9 protein-coding genes, 2 pseudogenes and 1 other annotated feature are annotated in these 16,566 nt (G+C 62.3%); of the genes and pseudogenes, 3 read left to right on the forward strand and 8 right to left on the reverse strand.

Annotation, left to right across the window (positions count from 1 at the left end; genetic code table 11):
• Positions 1 to 39: 39 nt before the first annotated feature.
• Positions 40 to 1,268, reverse strand: a protein-coding gene (locus BMZ19_RS20450) for an IS3 family transposase (RefSeq protein WP_090313436.1) whose coding sequence is annotated in 2 segments (ribosomal slippage) — positions 40 to 986 and positions 986 to 1,268 — 1,230 coding nt in all. Because the reading frame shifts where the segments join, the coding sequence is not laid out codon by codon here.
• Positions 874 to 990: a sequence feature (AL1L pseudoknot), on the reverse strand. (Overlaps the previous gene by 117 nt.)
• Positions 1,269 to 1,339: 71 nt before the next feature.
• Positions 1,340 to 1,999: a carbonic anhydrase gene (locus BMZ19_RS20455; RefSeq protein WP_090313438.1), complete on the reverse strand. Its 660-nt coding sequence runs from the start codon at positions 1,997 to 1,999 to the stop codon at positions 1,340 to 1,342.
• Positions 2,000 to 2,109: 110 nt separating this feature from the next.
• Here BMZ19_RS20455 and cynR point away from each other — a divergent pair, with 110 nt between their 5' ends.
• Complete coding sequence (gene cynR, locus BMZ19_RS20460; protein ID WP_090313450.1) at positions 2,110 to 2,997, forward strand: transcriptional regulator CynR; 888 nt, start codon at positions 2,110 to 2,112, stop codon at positions 2,995 to 2,997.
• Between the two features lie 313 nt (positions 2,998 to 3,310).
• On the opposite strand, the pseudogene BMZ19_RS20465 reads toward cynR, so the two are convergent.
• A pseudogene (locus BMZ19_RS20465) lies at positions 3,311 to 3,607 on the reverse strand (DUF1348 family protein); the annotation flags it as partial.
• 67 nt (positions 3,608 to 3,674) lie between these two features.
• On the opposite strand from BMZ19_RS20465, the gene BMZ19_RS20470 reads away from it, so the two are divergent.
• Positions 3,675 to 4,655 (forward strand): IS5-like element ISPst7 family transposase, encoded by a 981-nt coding sequence (locus tag BMZ19_RS20470; protein WP_090313440.1) that lies wholly within the window; start codon positions 3,675 to 3,677, stop codon positions 4,653 to 4,655.
• A gap of 143 nt (positions 4,656 to 4,798) precedes the next feature.
• Positions 4,799 to 5,377, forward strand: a pseudogene (locus BMZ19_RS20475) (ISL3-like element ISPpu12 family transposase); the annotation flags it as partial.
• A 35-nt stretch (positions 5,378 to 5,412) separates the two neighbouring features.
• On the opposite strand, the gene BMZ19_RS20485 reads toward BMZ19_RS20475, so the two are convergent.
• From BMZ19_RS20485 to BMZ19_RS20510, 5 genes are all read right to left on the reverse strand, one after another.
• A complete protein-coding gene (locus BMZ19_RS20485) occupies positions 5,413 to 5,883 on the reverse strand; it encodes a KfrB domain-containing protein (protein WP_090313442.1) in 471 nt (156 codons plus the stop codon).
• A 154-nt stretch (positions 5,884 to 6,037) separates the two neighbouring features.
• Complete coding sequence (locus tag BMZ19_RS20490; RefSeq protein ID WP_003158660.1) at positions 6,038 to 8,953, reverse strand: Tn3-like element IS1071 family transposase; 2,916 nt, start codon at positions 8,951 to 8,953, stop codon at positions 6,038 to 6,040.
• A 390-nt stretch (positions 8,954 to 9,343) separates the two neighbouring features.
• Positions 9,344 to 14,080 (reverse strand): zincin-like metallopeptidase domain-containing protein, encoded by a 4,737-nt coding sequence (locus BMZ19_RS22730; RefSeq protein WP_012478234.1) that lies wholly within the window; start codon positions 14,078 to 14,080, stop codon positions 9,344 to 9,346.
• A gap of 3 nt (positions 14,081 to 14,083) precedes the next feature.
• The gene (locus BMZ19_RS20505; RefSeq protein ID WP_012478235.1) at positions 14,084 to 14,476 is read right to left on the reverse strand and encodes a hypothetical protein; all 393 of its coding nucleotides are present in this window, start codon (positions 14,474 to 14,476) and stop codon (positions 14,084 to 14,086) included.
• A 24-nt stretch (positions 14,477 to 14,500) separates the two neighbouring features.
• On the reverse strand, positions 14,501 to 16,561 hold the full coding sequence (locus BMZ19_RS20510) for a DNA topoisomerase III (protein WP_011255183.1): 2,061 nt from the start codon (positions 16,559 to 16,561) through the stop codon (positions 14,501 to 14,503).
• Between the last annotated feature and the right edge of the window lie 5 nt (positions 16,562 to 16,566).

The following is a 16,566-nucleotide window of genomic DNA, read 5'->3' on the forward strand; positions in this document are numbered from 1 at the left end:
TGAACCGCCCCGCGTTTCGCGGAGGCTCGTTGGTTTAAGTCAGGCGGCAATGGCTTCCTGACTGGCGATCTGCCTGTAGTAGTTTGCCTCAGCTTCTGCAGGAGGAATATACCCGAGGGGCTCCATGAGCCTCTGGTGGTTGAACCAGGACACCCATTCCAGCGTAGCCATCTCGACCGCTTCCCGGGATTTCCAGGGGCCGCGGCGATGGATGACTTCAGCCTTGTACATACCGTTGATCGTCTCGGCCAAAGCGTTGTCGTAGCTGTCGCCCCGACTGCCGACCGAGGGCTCTATCCCGGCTTCGGCCAGCCGCTCCGTGTAGCGGATTGAGACATACTGGGAGCCTCTGTCCGAATGGTGGATCAGGCCCTCCTTGCCGGCGGGCTGCCGGGCGTAGAGCGCCTGCTCCAGCGCATCAAGCACGAAGTCCGTGGCCATGCTCCGGCTGACGCGCCAGCCGACGATACTGCGGGCGAACACATCCACGATGAAGGCGACATACAGCCAGCCCTGCCAAGTCGAGACATAGGTGAAATCCGACACCCAAAGCTGATTGGGGCGATCGGCCTTGAACTGCCGATTGACCAGGTCCAGCGGGCACGGCGCTGATCGATCCGGAATCGTGGTGCGAACCGTCTTGCCACGGCGCGCGCCCTGCAGCCCCAGGCGGCGCATGAGCCGCTCCACGGTGCAGCGGGCCACCGGTATCTGCTCGCGGTTCATCTGCTTCCAGACCTTGTCGGCGCCGTAGACTTCGAAATTGGCTTTCCAAACCCGCTGGATCTCCGGCTCCAGCGCCTCATCGCGCTTGGCGCGAGCGCTGCGCAGGTCAGGATCGCGTTGTCGAGCGGCGTGTCGCCGGTACGCAGACGGGGCAACCTGCAATGCCTTGCAGATCGGCTCGACCCCGTAGGCGTCCCGGTGCTGATCGATGTAGGCGTTTACGACTTCAGTTTGCGGTCGAGCTCCGCCTGGGCAAAAAAAGCGCTGGCCGTGCGCAGGATGTCGTTGGCTCGCCGCAATTCCTTGTTCTCACGCTCCAGCGCCTTGAGGCGCTCCCGCTCGCTGGTAGTCATGCCTTCGCGCTGGCCCTTGTCGACCTCGTCGCGCTTGACCCACCCTAGCAACGTCTGAGGCACGCAGCCGATCTTCGGGGCGATGGATTCCACCGCCGCCCATAGCGACGGGTACTCCCCGCGGTGCTCTTGCACCATCCGCACAGCGCGCTCGCGAACCTCAGGGGAAAACTGGTTAGACTTGTTCATGGCTCCATTCTCTCAAGAGTTGGAGCCTCCGCGATACCCGGGGCGGTTCAGTAAAGGTGCAGGTACAGGTTTCAGGCGACGTGCCTGGCTTGCTGGGAAACGGCGTGGACTTCTGGGTTTTCCGCGAGAGACACGAAGGTGCCGGTACTGCCATCAAAGGCGTCGATACGTCCGGTCTCGATGTCATAGATCCAGCCATGCAGGGTCACGCGGCCCTCTTCGAGAGCCAGGCGAACGGATGGGTGGGTCTGGATGTTGGCCAGTTGCGCGATCACGTTCTCGCGCACCATGGAGGCGACTTTGCTGGGCTTATCCACGTGATGACGGGCCTCATTAACTACCTTGGCCGAGTCGGCGTACCGCAACCAGCCGGCCACAGCGGGCATGTGATCCAGACATTTGCAGGTGGCGATGGCGGTCATCGCGCCGCAGTCGGAGTGGCCGCAGATCACGATGTCTGCAACGTTAAGTCCGGCGACCGCGTATTCGACTGAAGCCGAAACGCCACCCGGCTCTGGCCCATACGACGGCACGATATTGCCGGCGTTGCGGATTACAAACAGATCGCCTGGCTCGCGTTGGGTGACCAACTCAGGCACCAGCCGGCTATCAGAGCAGGAGATGAAGAGAGCCTTCGGCGCCTGCTGATTGGCAAGGTCCTTGAACAGTTTGACCCGCTCAGGAAAAGCGTTTTTTTGAAACTTCAGAAATCCGTCGATGATCGCTTTCATGGTTGCTGTCTCAATGTCGCTGGGTGTGAGACAAAGATTAAGCAGTGCATGACATAAAGTAAAAGTCTCATTTATTATGAGTCTGATTAGATTATCTTATGGGTTTAGACATGCTCGCTCGACACATCCAGTACTTCCTAGCCGTTGCGGAGCATCTCAGTTTCACGAAGGCTGCAGCGGCGCTGCATGTCTCTCAGCCGGCCCTTTCTCAGCAAGTAAGGCAGTTGGAAGAGAGCCTAGGAGCCCAGTTGTTTGACCGATCAGGCCGCACGACGCGTTTGACTGACGCGGGGGATGTCTATCTTCTCTATGCGCGCCGTGCGTATCAGGAATTGCAGGAAGCCAAAAGGGCTATACATGATGTCAGCGACCTCAGCCGTGGCTCATTGCGTGTTGCCGTAACGCCGACGTTCACGACCTATCTGGTGGGGCCGCTGATCGAGGCATTTCACTTCAGGCACCCCAAGATCACCGTCAACCTGAAAGAGATCTCCCAGGAGCGTATCGAGGAGCTTCTGTTGGCAGGAGAGTTGGACGTAGGGATCGCATTCGATGAAATACATGCACCGGACATCGAAGCCATCCCCTTGCTCAACGAAACGCTCGCTTTGGTTATGAGCCGCAGACACCGCCTGGCCGAGGAACGCTCCATTACCTCGCACGGCCTGAGTGCTGAGTCGTTGGTCTTGCTCAGCACAGAGTTCGCCACTCGTGAGCAAATCGACCGCTACTGCCGCAAATATGAGATTCGCCCTAAGATTCAGATGGAAGCCAATGCCCTAGGCGCAGTGATTGAGATCGTTCGCCGGACGAATCTCTCGACCTTATTGCCTGCCAGAATTGCGTTGGCCCATGACGACCTGGTGGCCATCACGCTGGAGCCGGAGCGCTTGCAGCGACGGGCAGTCCTTATTCGGCGCAAAGACGCCTTTCTGAGCGCGGCGGTGCGAGTTTTCATTGATCTGGCTAAAGAAGTATCCAGCGATCTTGATGATTAAGGCCGTGCGCGACTGCATGTTGCGCGTGCGCAAAGTGGTGCCCGCCAGTACTCGTCATCTGATGATTATCGGGGGAATGAGTGTTGCCGCTGGGGCTGACGCGCAACATGGCGCAGGGGGGAGTGAAAATGCAACGATGATGCCTTGCCCTCCCGACGACGCGGAAAGACTAGAAGGAAAACAAAGCCCGGTATTGGCTTCCTAACCGCCGACGGCGCGCTGATGTGTATCACAAACCGCAATAGGGATTACGCATCGCTTCTGAACGAAAAAACCTGATCCTTTAAGTCAAAAGGATCAGGTTAACGATGACTTACAGGCCGAGCTCGGTCAGGCCTGGGTGGTCATCCGGACGGCGGCCCAGTGGCCAGTGGAACTTACGCTCGCTTTCCTTGATCGGCATGTCATTTACGCAAGCGAAGCGACGGTGCATCAGACCATCAGCTTCAAATTCCCAGTTCTCGTTGCCATAGGAGCGGAACCAGTTACCGGAATCATCATGCCACTCGTACGCGTAACGGACGGCGATGCGGTTATCGGTAAAGGCCCAGAGCTCTTTGATCAGGCGATAATCCAGCTCTTTTTTCCACTTGCGGGTGAGGAAACCTTTAGGGACAGTCTGAAAAAGACTTTCTGATTTTGACAAAATAGCCGAACGCCACCCACCGAGTTTTCTGATGAAGCAGATGACCTTTCCCGATGCCGAGTACGCCGGCAAGCGCAAGCAGACCCGCAAAGAGCTGTTCCTGATCGAGATGGATCGGGTGGTGCCGTGGAAGGGGTTGATTGCCCTGATCGAGCCGCATTACCCCAAGGGTGAAGGTGGCCGTCCGGCGTACCCGTTGATGGCAATGCTGCGGGTTCATCTAATGCAAAACTGGTTCGGTTATAGCGATCCAGCGATGGAGGAGGCACTGTACGAGACCACCATCCTGCGGCAGTTCGCGGGGCTGAGCCTGGAGCGTATCCCCGACGAAACCACCATCCTCAACTTCCGTCGCCTGCTGGAGAAACACGAACTGGCTGCTGGCATCCTGGCCGTGATCAATGGCTACCTGGGTGACCGTGGCCTGTCGCTGCGCCAAGGCACCATCGTCGATGCCACGCTGATCAATGCGCCGAGTTCGACCAAGAACAAAGACGGCAAGCGCGACCCAGAGATGCACCAGACCAAGAAGGGCAACCAGTATTACTTTGGCATGAAGGCCCACATCGGCGTCGATGACGAATCGGGCCTGGTACATAGCGTGGTAGGTACGGCGGCTAACGTGGCGGACGTCACCCAGGTCGACAAGTTGCTGCATGGCGAGGAAAACGTGGTCTGCGCCGATGCGGGTTATACCGGCGTCGAGAAGCGTGCCGAGCATGATGGCCGCGAAGTGATTTGGCAGGTGGCAGCACGGCGCAGCACTTACAAAAAGCTGGGCAAGAGCAGCGCGCTGTACAAAGCCAGACGCAAGATCGAGAAAGCCAAGGCTCAGGTACGGGCCAAGGTTGAGCACCCGTTTCGGGTGATCAAGCGGCAGTTCGGTTATGTGAAGACGCGCTTCCGTGGCCTGGCCAAGAATACTGCGCAACTGGTGACACTGTTCGCGCTGTCGAACCTGTGGATGGCACGCCGACATTTGCTGACCAATGCAGGAGAGGTGCGCCTGTAATGCAGGAAATGGCCGCCGCGAGGTGTTCTAGGCGGCTAGAAACACCGAAATAAGCGGGTTATCTGATCGTTTTTAATCGGTTTGCCGCTTTCAAAATCGGCGGAGGCTGAAGTCAGCCAGAAATGCATGTCTACTTCAGACCATCCCTAGAGAAAGTGCGCAAGGGCCTCAGAAAGGAGCTGAAACCGTCCCAGAGCCGGACTCTCAAGGGAGACCGGAAAATCCTGCTGAAACGCGCTCACGAAGTCTCAGACCGGGAGCGCCTCATCATGGAGACCTGGACAGGCGCGTTCCCGCAACTGCTGGCCGCCTACGAGCACAAGGAGCGCTTCTACGGCATCTGGGACGCCACCACACGGCTCCAGGCAGAAGCCGCCCTGGACGAGTGGATAGCCACCATCCCGAAGGGCCAAAAGGAAGTCTGGAGCGATCTGGTCAGGGCAGTGGGAAACTGGCGCGAAGAGACCATGACCTACTTCGAGACGGACATGCCCGTCACCAACGCTTACACGGAGTCCATCAACCGACTGGCCAAGGACAAGAACCGTGAAGGGCGCGGTTACTCCTTCGAGGTGATGCGGGCACGAATGCTCTACACCACGAAGCACAAGAAGAAGGCACTGACTGCGAAGGTCTCTCCTTTCTACAAGAAAACCATCGGTTACGGACTGCCGGACTTCGCAGAGGAACTCAACTACGGAGTCGATCTATCAACCATCTGAGGGTGGTATCAGATTGATGGGGTGAAGGTGCCCCATCAACCATTAAATCCGTATACCCTGAATGCTTTGCTTCGGGCTTCCCGCTCTATGCGTTGAACAATTTCCTCAGCAGGAATTTTCCCCTTGTCGTAAGCGTAGGTGATTTGGGCGTAGCTGCCGTTGTCAAAATCCCGCTTGGGGCCGAGCGCTTTGTCGTGAATAACGAATCCGCGATCTTCGGATTCCTGCAGCGCGTGGTGCGCCGTTTGATCAACAACCTTGCCACGATAGCTTCGGCCATGCTGGGCCGCGGCTTCTGAAATCGTGATGTTGGGGGCCGAGCCTTTGGCGACCGCATCCAACTGCTTCAGCGAGGCCTGGCGAGCCCGGTATGGGGCCGCAAACTGCGCCTCCACCCATTGCGGGGCATTGGGCTCAAACACCACGTCCGGGCCGTTCTTTGTGACAACGCGAATGGGCGTGGTGCCCGAATTGTCAAAAATCAGCGCCTTGTCGGAGTGCTCCACTGCAGCCGGTAGGGGTCTCCTCGTTTTCAGTGCAATAAGTGACGGTACGAAAAGCTAGCACTGGCGCGGAGGTGGTGTTGGTAGATCGTTGATTTCATTGACTTTCCTGTTCACTTTCAAATCTGCGATTCGTGGCGTCAAACCGTGGTCGGTTTCATCCATTGGTGCCAGTTATCGATGCATTTGGCCGCGAAGGCAGGATTTGGTCAGCATAGCGGTCAACCGGGAAGCGAAACACACCCCGCAAGTTGATGCTCTCCAGCCTGGTGGGCGCAATCTTCCCGATCAGTTCCGGTGGAATGACCTGGCGGCGGTTCGACCAGCGATCCAGGACCGCCTGCATCTGTGAGGTATTCCACGCCATCACGATGTTGGCCATCAGGCTCAACGCATCGGCCACAGCCTGCATTTCATCGACACGTTTGGCCTGCGCCGGGCTGATCCGGCCGGTATAAATGGCGCGCTTGAGGGCGTTAACAGCCTCGCCCCGATTGAGCACCCGGCGCAACTCGTTCCTGAAAGCGTCCTTGACAAAGTAGTCAGCCAAAAACGCCGTACGCAGCAACCGCCCCAATTGCACGCCAGCCTCATAGATTGGATCGCCCTGGGCGGCAGAACCGAACCGCGCAAGAGCTGCCACCGCACTGGCATGTCCGCTCATGACCGAGGCTGCCAGGTGCACCAGACTATCCCAATGCTTTTCGATCAAAGCGACGTCGACATTGGCTTCGCACACCGCAGCGATTTCTGCGGGCACTTTGGTGCCGCGTGGCACAAAGAGGTGGCGCTGTTTGAGTTCCTTCAACCGCGGGCAAAGATCAAAACCAAGCAAACGGGCATGTGACATGGCAAAGTCGGTGTAGCCATGGGTATCCACAGCAAGCTGGCTGGTCTCCAGCTTTTCTTGGCGGATGACACCTTCAATGGCCACGCCCGCCTGGCGCTCATTGAGCACAAAGGGCTGCGCATGGAAGATGCCCCACCGGTCTTTTACATGGGAGTAGATTCCAATGGAAGGTGTGTTGCGCCGAGGATCAAGCCGGGCTTGCCACACCCGTTTGGTGGTCTCCATGGTCATCATGTCAGAAGATGCCAAATCGGACCGCCCCCAGGTGGCGGCAATCGGGTGTCGCTGCATGAATTCCAGCACAGCCTGGCAGGCCTGGCTCAGACGCCGTTCGTCCCGCGCCCAGCGCATGGCCTGGCGAATGCTGGTGGCAGACAATTGCGGAATCATGCGCGCGCATTCGACCGCAGTCAGACTGGTGCCGTGGGCCATGATGCCGGCATAGACCATCAGCAGCTCGTCGGTAGAGCGCGGCTCACGTCCGAGCATGATCCAGCTAAAGCGCACCTGGGCGTCAACGGCCAGAATCACTTCCGGCAATTGAACCTCACCGATGCGGTGATCCAAAGCCGCGCGCAGCTTGGTCACTTCTGGGTCTTCGTCCTCTGCGGGCAATGGCGACAAATGGAGTTCATCATCCACGCGCAGTACGCCACTGCGGGCTGCAGCGGCCACCGCATCGACACCGGCAGTTACTCTGGCCAGCAAAGGCTTCAAGAAAGTGGCAGCCTTGCTGGGTAACGATAGACGGGCATAGTGTTTCTTGGACTCTGCCTGCCAACGCTCGTCCGTGAAGAACAAGCGCGCACGACCCCGAAAGCTCAGGCTGTGCTCAATCCAGACCGAGCCATTGCGCACCGCGCGGCGCAGGGCAAACAGGGTGGCCACCTCCAACGCCTGAAACGCCCGTTCCCGGTCTGGGCTGGAGATCGAAACCTGCCAGATCATTCCCAGACTTGGTGCCACCACTTCAACTGGCAGCTTTCTGGATCCTTTGAGATATAAAGCTTGCAGCTTGGCAAGGTACTCGATGGCAGGATGCTCGCCGGTGGCCTGCCAGGGCAGCTTTGCAATGGCGACGAGCAACGACCGCACGGGGCGAATTCCATCAATCAATCCCTCGCGGACCAGGGAGGCCCTGCTCGGTGGTTTGCGTTTCTGGGTTTCGGTGATCAAGGCTTCAAGACGGGCACGCAACTCAGCATCTGGCACCGCACCTTGCGCGCTCAAGGCAACAAGTTCGCCGAGCAGCGTTTTGTACATTGCGGCCCAATTGACGGTAGCGGGGACATCGGCGGCAGCCTGACGCCACAGATCGGCGATCCGGCGCTGCACCATAAGGATCAACTGGTCTGTGGTGGTGAACAGGCAATACCGAAGAAAGCATGCGACCTCCACGGTGCGCGCTGGCTCTTTGATCTTGGCTCCGGCTGAGGGCGGCCTGGAGACAAGTCGGCGCGCGTAGCGGCGCAAGATGAGATCGGGGATGTCTGCCAGGTGCTTATGAACGTCCAGCGTGTAAAGCAGGTCGATGCGCTCCAGTACCTCGCTGATTTGGCGGGTTGAGTGTTTCGCCGGTGCAGCCCATAGCCAACTCTGCTGGGTTTGTCCATCTGGGCGCAGCTCTGAAACTGAGGCTCGCCAGCGATCAAGTGTTGCTGGATCAACGCTGGCGGCGATGGCGGTGCCTGTTTCAACTTCAAGCTGGGCAAGTGCCGCCGCAATCAGTGTCCGAATTGCCCGCTCGTGCACGATCACCAGCTTGTTCTTGTACAGCCATTGACGCGCCCGCACGAGTAGCTGATCGCGGTCGGCGCAGCGCGCCACTTCGTCGCGCAGTTCACGTACCAGTGAGCGGCGCTGGTGCTCGCTCATCCACTGGAATCCAAGGACCGTGCAGGCTACTTGTTGGTGATCGAATAGCGTGCGCCCGCGTTCATACATGGCTCTCAGCGAGGCGACTTCTGGTGCTGCAATGCCAAGCTCGTTGCCAAGGTGGCGCCACAAGGCTACTGGAATTACCCGAAAGGCACCGAGCAAACGCCCACTCATGCGCAGGAAACCAATATGGAGCGCCAGACCAAGCTTGTGGGAATCACCTCGGCGTGCATTGATTGCGTCGCGCTCGGCACCATCGAAGGTGAAAAATGCCTTCATCTCGAAGTCGCTGATATCGCGGGGGAGCCCACGCATCCCCAAAAACGTTGTGTGCCAACCCTGCATCGTGAACCTCAAAAGTGGGAGGCCACCATACCCGTTTACAAAGCGAACAGGAAAGTCAATGAAATCAACGGTCTACCCAGACCACCCCCGCGCCAGTGCTAGCTTTGCGTACCGTCACTTATTGCACTGAAAACGAGGAGACCCCGAAATGGCGATGCGAGATCCAGGCGGGCAGGGCGGCCGCCATCGTCGGAACTGGCGATGGTCGACCGCGCCGGCGTGCATCGCCGGAAATGGCGATGCTGCAGCTCGACGTGCGCGGGCCTGGTGGCATCGTCGGATGCGGCGATGCTCGAGCAAAAAAAAGCCGCCTCGGGGTGCGAGGCGGCGATGACTGCCGGCGGCCAGGGAGGGAGGAAACCGCGCGTGTGGTTGCAGCCCTCCGGGACTTTAGCCGATGCGTGCCGCGCGGCGCGGGCGTTCCGGCTGCTGCTGTTGCTTCTCCGCACGCTCCTGGCGCTGCTCCTGCTGCTGTCGGCGGCCTTCCTCGATCAGCACCTGGCCCACGGCTGCGCCGACCTGGCGCTTGAGGCCGTCGCGGCCCAGCTCGCTCTTGTTCGCCAGGTCGTTGAAGTCGGTGAAGCCCTTGGGGTTCGCCTGCTGCTCGCCCGGCGCGAAGATCGGGAAGATGGCCTTGCCGCCTACGGCCTTCGCGGCTTCCTCGGCCTTGGCGCGGCCGGGGTTGTGGCCGCGCTCGATCTCCTGGGCCTTGTCGTCGTCGCCGGCGATCACGATGGGCTTGTCGGGGAACTTCTCGCGCAGGGCGCGGGCCACGTGCGGCAGGTTGCCCGAGTCGAACGCGGCCACGGTGGCATGCCCCAGCCCTTCGGCCAGGCTCGCGGCCGTGGCATAGCCCTCGGCGATCACCAGCGCCGGCGCTGCGGCCAGCGCATCCATGCCGCCGACCGGGTGGAAGCATCCTTCCTTCTTGCTGTCCTTGGCGAACCGCTTGGTGCCGTCCTCCTGGATGTACTGCATCGTCCACTGCTTGCCGTCCACGTCGAAGGCGGGGATGTAGGTTTTCTGGCCCTCGCGGTCGGTGAACACGCCGGCGTGGGCCTCGATGCCCTTGGCTTGCAGGTAGGGCGTCGGCTGCTCGACCGGCACCAGGTCGGGCATCTGGCGGCCGACGCGCTGCGCGGTGGCTTCCTGGAGCTTGTCTTGCTCGGCGGCACGCTGGGCCAGCTTCTCGGCCGCCTCGGCCTGGAGCTTGGCCTTCTCCTGGTCGCTCAAGGCGTAGCCCTTGCTCTTCCAGGTAATGTCCGTGCCGGTCTTGTTGTTGATGATCCGGCCGGCCGGGTGGCCGTCCAGGTGGCCGACATAGAAGCCATCGAGCGTGCCCTTCTTGCCGCCCTCGACCGGCACGCGATGCCGCTTGCCGTCCATGATCGGGTGATCGCCCTGGGCGTTGCTGCCGGTGAACAGGCCGGCGCTGCGCATGGCCTCGGCGAACTCTTCCCTTGGCGTCATCGCTGGCCCCTGCTGGGCCTGCACGTTCTCGGGCTTCCACTGTTCCAGCTTCGCCATGTCGGCGCGAGGGCCGGCATACCAGGACTTCGCGGCCTTGTCCCAAAGCGCGCCGGCGGCCTTGGCGGCGTTGCGCTGCTCGTAGGGCACGGCAAGGTACTGCCGGGCCTGCTGGACGGCCTGTGCGGCCTTCTGGCCGCCGTCCTGGGCCTCGGGTGCCTGCTGGGTCGGCTTGGCCTCTACGGCCGGCGTAGCGGCTCCCTGCGACCATTTGGCGAAGGGGGCCGCATCCACTCCCGCCGGCACGTACCAGGACTGTTCCTTGCGATCCCAGCGCGCTCCGAGCTGCTTGGCCTCGTCCTTCTCTTTGAACGGCACGCTGATGTACTGCCGTTCGGTTGCCTGGCTGGCCTGGGCCGGCTGCTGGTCGGCCGCAGCCACGCGCTGTTCCTGCGGTGCCTGGTGCTCCACGGAGTCGCCGCGCTCGTCATCGACCCGCTGGGAGTTCTTGGCTTCCTCGGCCGCGACGAACGCTTTGGCCTCCAGCGCCTTCCGGGCTTCTTTAGCCGCTGAAATGTCCTCGTCGGTGCTGTTCGGGTCGCGGCGGACGCGATCCTCTTGCACGCGGGCAAGCCGGGTCGCCTTCTCGTACTCGTCCGTCTGCGAATTGGCGTCGATCAGCGCCAGGCGGTCGGCCAGCTCGTCGGCCTCGCCCAGCGTGCGGGTGGCGGTGAGGTAGGCAAAGGCATCCTCGCCGAACTGCGCTTCGCCCTTCCGGGCGTACAGGTGGTACGCCTCCGGCGTCTCCGTGGCCAGGTCGGCGGCCCGCGTCTCGCCGTCACGCTCGACCACGCCGACAACCCGCACTTCACCCGTCCAGTCGTGGGGCAGGGGGAAGCCCAGCGCATCGTCGGCCGCCAGGTGGAAGGCTTGGCGGTCGCGCTCGCGTGAATTGGTGTTGCCGGTTGCCAGGTCAAGCCGCGTTGCAGCGACTACGGCATCCGGCCGGCGCTCTTCGACCAGGTGATCTATTGCGTCGTTGATCTTCGCTTCCAGCGGCTCCAGGTCGTAGGGCAGCTCGTGCCGCGTCCAGAACTCGTTTTGCGTGTTCATCGGCTGCATGCGATCCAGCACGTCCAGGGCGCGGTCGATCTGCTCCAGGGTCGCGCCTTCGAGCGCACGGCCCACCGTGCCCAGCTCGACGTGCTTCAACATCCAGGCTTCGGCCTGGTCGGTCTGCTGGGGTACTTGCATCGTGGCCTCCTGACTCGCAACGGTTTGACGGGCATCGCGCACGGCCTCACGCCAGGCGTTCGACGCGGCCACGAAGGCATCGCCGGCCTTCTGCACGGCCTCATCGTCGTGCTGGGTCTTGTAGCGGGCATCGCCGGCGTTGTTCTCGCCATAGGCGCGCACCAGCTCGCGCTGGAAAGCATCGTCGGCAGCCTTCATGGCCTCGTGCTGCTCGGCCGTGCGTTCGGCCACGGACAAGGGCTTTGCCTCTTGCTCCTGGGCCAGCGCCGGCAGGGCCAGCAGTTGATCGGGCGCGTAGCTCTCCAGCTCGGCCAGGCTTCTGACCTGGTGCGGTTGTTCGTCTTGTTCGTGGAAGGCAAAGATGCGCTCGCCATCCGCCCACCGCGATTGCGCGTCCAGGTGAGAAACGATCTCCTGGCCGTGCTCGCGCAGCTCATCATTGAGCTGCTGGGCCTCGGCCTGCTGCGAGGCGATGCTGTAGATCGGCTCCAGGCCGTTCTTGACGCGCCGCTCGTCGGCGTACTGCTCGGCCTTGGCGTTGATCTGGCGGGCGATCTCTTCCGGCTTCTGGTCGCGGCCATCGGCATCGCCGATCACCTGGTCGCCCAGCTTCAACGTGACGTAGCGCCGGCGCTCGGCGTCGTCGTGGTAGCCGGCCGACAAGCGCCGCTCGCCGTTCGGGGTGGTCATGGTGCCCAGCGGCCCGACACCTTCAAAGGTGCGATGGACGGAATCCACACGGCCAGGCTCTTGCAAGCCGCTGTAGGCAACCTCCCAGCCGTGTTTTTCGACCAGGGCCTGGAGCGTCAAATCGGAGTAGTGCTGCTCGGGCTGCTGCACCTGGGCCTGCTCTTGTTCCTGAACCTGCTTCTGCTCGAAGGCCAGCACGTAGTCGTGAATCTTCTCGGCGTCGGCAGCGGCGCGGAACACTTCCAGCGGCTCGTCTTGCAGGGCCTTGATCCAGGAACCGACATAGGCGGCGTGCTGGCCCGGATCGTGGCCGATGCCCAGCTCGTCGCCGACGATCATGGAAGCGATCTCGGCGCGCAGCTCTTCCTTGGCGTACCCCTCGGAACCGAAGGGATGGGCCAGGTCGCGGTCAAGGCGGGACGGGTGGCCCGTCCAGTGGCCCAGCTCATGCAGGGCGGTCGCGTAGTAGTTGTCGGCGGTGGGGAACTGGCCCCGGTCGGGAAGGTGGATGCTGTCGGTCGCGGGCCGGTAGAACGCGCGATCACCAGGCGCGTGCGTGATCGACGCACCGGACGCTTTCAGGATGTGCTCGGCGCGCTCGACGGCGCTCCAGGTCTGTTCCTTCTTCTGGATCGGCGGCAGGCCGTCGATCTGCTCGGCGTTGAACACCGTGGCGAAGAACACGCGCGGGCGTTCGAGCTGCACGGTTTCCTTGACCGGCTCGCCCTTCGCGTTGAGAACGGGCCGGCCGCTCTCATCGACCTTGTTCTGTTCCTCGCTGAACTTCCAGTATTGGACAGGCGTTCCCTTCTCGCCCTTGCGAACCTGCGCGCCCACGGCGGCGGCCTGCTTGTAGGTCATCCAACGGCCATCGCTGCGGCCCTGGGCCATCAAGTGAATGGCGTTGATGCCCTTGTACCGCTTGCCGGTGGTCGGGTTCATCGGCAGGTAGGCGTTCGGCTCGCCAGGCTCCCACGGCCGTTGCCACGGCGCGGTGCCTGCCTTGAGCTGCTCGATCAGTTTTTCGGCAACGACTTCATGAAATGGCTTCTTGGGTTCCATTGCTTCATCCCTTCGGAATAGTTCGTTGATCTGCGGAAAGGTCTGCTGCGTCCTGGAACGGTCGTGAAGGCCATCCGCGACCATGCACACGATGTTGTGCAGGTCGGCGACTTGCATGGGCCGCACGCGGGCGATGCAGGTTTCCATGAATGACTGCTGGCCGCGCTCCAGCACCTGGGCCTGGCCCGCGTGCTGGCCGGGCGCGATGCTTTCGCAATGCAGCGCCCAAACCTCTTCCGCGCGCACGTCCATCGAAGCGCCGGCATAGCGGCGGTTGATGTCCTCCCAGCGTGGTTTCAGGCTCGGTTCCTCGCGGGCGGCGATCAGGCCGTCCAGCAGGGCGCGTTTCTCGGCCGGCTTGAAGGTGTTGGCCCCGTAGTGGCCCAGCACTTCATGCCGCAGCGTCAGCACCAGGTCGGCGGCGTCGTCCATGTTCGCCAGGGGCACGTCCACGCGGCCACGGTAGGCCCGGCCGTTGTGGATCGTCTCCTTCGGGACATAGCCGCCCTTGAGGTCTGCCGGGACTTCTGCTGCCCGGTGGCCGTACAGCTCGCCGGTGTTGTCGCGGAACCGATAGGCCAGCTCCAGCGCGCCGGGATAGTCTCGGACGAACGCCAGGGTGACGGCTTGCGCCTCGGCCTGGTTGATCGGCATGGGTTAGCCCTCCTGCGCCTTCTTGCGCGCGATGGCCTCGTCCAGCGATTCGCCCGGCTTCCAGTCGTACAGCTCGCGGATGTTGGTCGTATTGACGAAGGGCGGAAGGTCGTCGCTCGGGCCGCCTTCGGTGATGAAGGCCGGGGCCTGGTCGTCGCCCTGCGAGGCCAGGGCCGCCAGGTCGTCGCCGCTCTCTGCGGCGTCCTGCTCGCTCAATGCGTCCTCCACGAACGCGCCGGCGCGCTCGGCTTCCTCGGGGTCGAACTCGGCCTGGTAGCCGGGCGTCGCCGCGTCGGCCAGCTTCTCGCGCAGCGCGCCGGCGGCGGCCGCGTTGTCGTCAATGGCGGGCAGCTCGGGCAGCACGTCATCGGCCTGGGTGGTGTTTTGCTGGTTCATGGTCATGCTCCTTCGTCTTGGTGGTTACTCGGCTGGGCCATTGCGGCCCTTGCTGTAGTCGGGCCGGCCTTTCAGGTCGGGATAGGTCTGCTTGCACGTGGGGAAGTTGCTGCATCCCCACCAGAATTGCCCCTTGCGCTTGGCCGGCCTGCGCGACAAGCCATTGCCGCAAGCCATGCACTTGTGCAGGGACGAAACCGGCGTGGCTTCCTTGCCGCCGGCGATGCTCACGGCTCCGCTGTTGGCCTTCGCCACCTGGTCGCGGATGAACGCCTCTTGCTTCGTAATGAAGGCGTCCAGGGCCGCCGTGCCCAGCTCGACGCCCTTCAACATGCGTTCGTAAAGGGCGGTCAGCACCGGGCTTCGCACCACCTCGGGCAGCGCGTCGATGACGCTGCGGCCCAGCGTCGTGCTGACGATCTGCTTGCCCTTGGTTTCCAGGAACTCGCGGCGTTTCAGCTCGGAAATGATGGATGCGCGCGTGGCGGACGTGCCGATGCCATCGCCTTCGCGCAGCATCTTCTTGTGCTCCGGGTCGCTCACGAACTTGTGGATGTTCTCCATCGCGCGAATCAGCGTGCCCTCGGTGAAGCGCGCCGGCGGCTTGGTTTTCGCATCGCGTCGGGTGGCCTCGGTGCAGGTCACACCGTCGCCTTGCTTCATCGGTGGCAGGGTCTGCGCGCCGTTCTCGTCGTCGCCTTCCTTGGCGTCCTCTTCGTCGGCCTGCTCGAACACGTCACGCCAGCCGTTGCGCGTGACCACCTTGCCGGACGCGGCGAAGTTCTCGCCGGCGATCTCCACGCCGACCGTGGTTTGCATGTACTCGTGCAGCGGGTAGAACTGCGCCAGGTAGGCGCGGACGATCAGCTCGTAGATGTTGCGCTCGCGCTCGCTCAAGCCGGCCTTGCTGCCTTTCTGCATGGTCGGCACGATGCCGTGGTGGGCGGTGATCTTCGAGTCGTCCCACGTCTTGGACTTGATGCGCGGGTCGGCAGCATCGACCAGGCCGGCCAGCTCGGGGTTCACGTGCTTGACGGCCTCCAGGACGCGCGGCGCGTCGGCGTGCTGCGACTCCGGCAGGTAGGCGCAGTCGGTGCGCGGGTAGCTGGTCAGCTTGTGCGTCTCGTAGAGCGCCTGGCAGGTGTTCAGCACGTCCTCGGCGCTGTACCCGTAGCGCGCGGACGCCAGCGCGGTAATGTCGGACAGCGCGAAGGCCAGCGGCTGGTTCTTCTTCTTGGCTTCCTGCTTGTAGGTGGCGATGGTGCCCGGCTGGCCCTTGACGGCGGCCACCAGGGCATCCGCGACGGCGGTATCAACAAGGCGGCCTTCGCTGTCCAGGCCGGCTTGATCTTCCTTCGCTTTCCAGGCGGCGGCGAAGCTGCCGCCGGCGTGCTCGACCACGGCCTTGATGGTGTGGTACGGCACCGGCTTGAACGCCTCGATCTCGCGGTCGCGGCCGACAACAAGCGCGAGCGTCGGGGTCTGCACGCGGCCCACGGTCAGCAGGGCGCGCGAACCGCCGCGCTGCGCCCGCAGGGTGTAGGCGCGACTTAGGTTCATGCCGATCAGCCAGTCGGCCCGCTGCCGCCCGCGTGCGGCATCGGCCCAGCCCTTGTACGTGGTGTTTTCCTTCAAGGCGGCCAGGCCGCGCTTGACGGAAACCGAATCCTGGGCAGACACCCAAAAGCGGCGCGCCGGCTTGCTGCTCTTGAAGTGCTCCAGCACTTCATCGACCAGCAACTGGCCTTCACGGTCGGGGTCGCCGGCGTTGACGATCTCCTTGGCTTCTTTCAGCAGCTTGCCGATCACGGCGAGCTGCTTCTTGGCATCGTCCTTCGGGTGAAGAACCCACGTCTGCGGGATGATGGGCAGCTCATCGACGCGCCATAGCTTCTTGCCTGATTTGCCGGTCGGCACGTCATCGGGCGTGTACTCGTCCGGGTCGGCCTGCTCCAGCATGTGCCCAAAGCACCAGGTCACTTTGTCGCCGCCGCACTCGATGAAGCCGTCGCCCTTGCCGGTGATGCCCAGCTCGCCGGCGATGGCTTTTGCGACGGATGGTTTTTCCGCGATGAACAGTCGCATGGTGG

It is taken from the genome of Pseudomonas linyingensis (assembly GCF_900109175.1).
Lineage (GTDB): Bacteria > Pseudomonadota > Gammaproteobacteria > Pseudomonadales > Pseudomonadaceae > Geopseudomonas > Geopseudomonas linyingensis.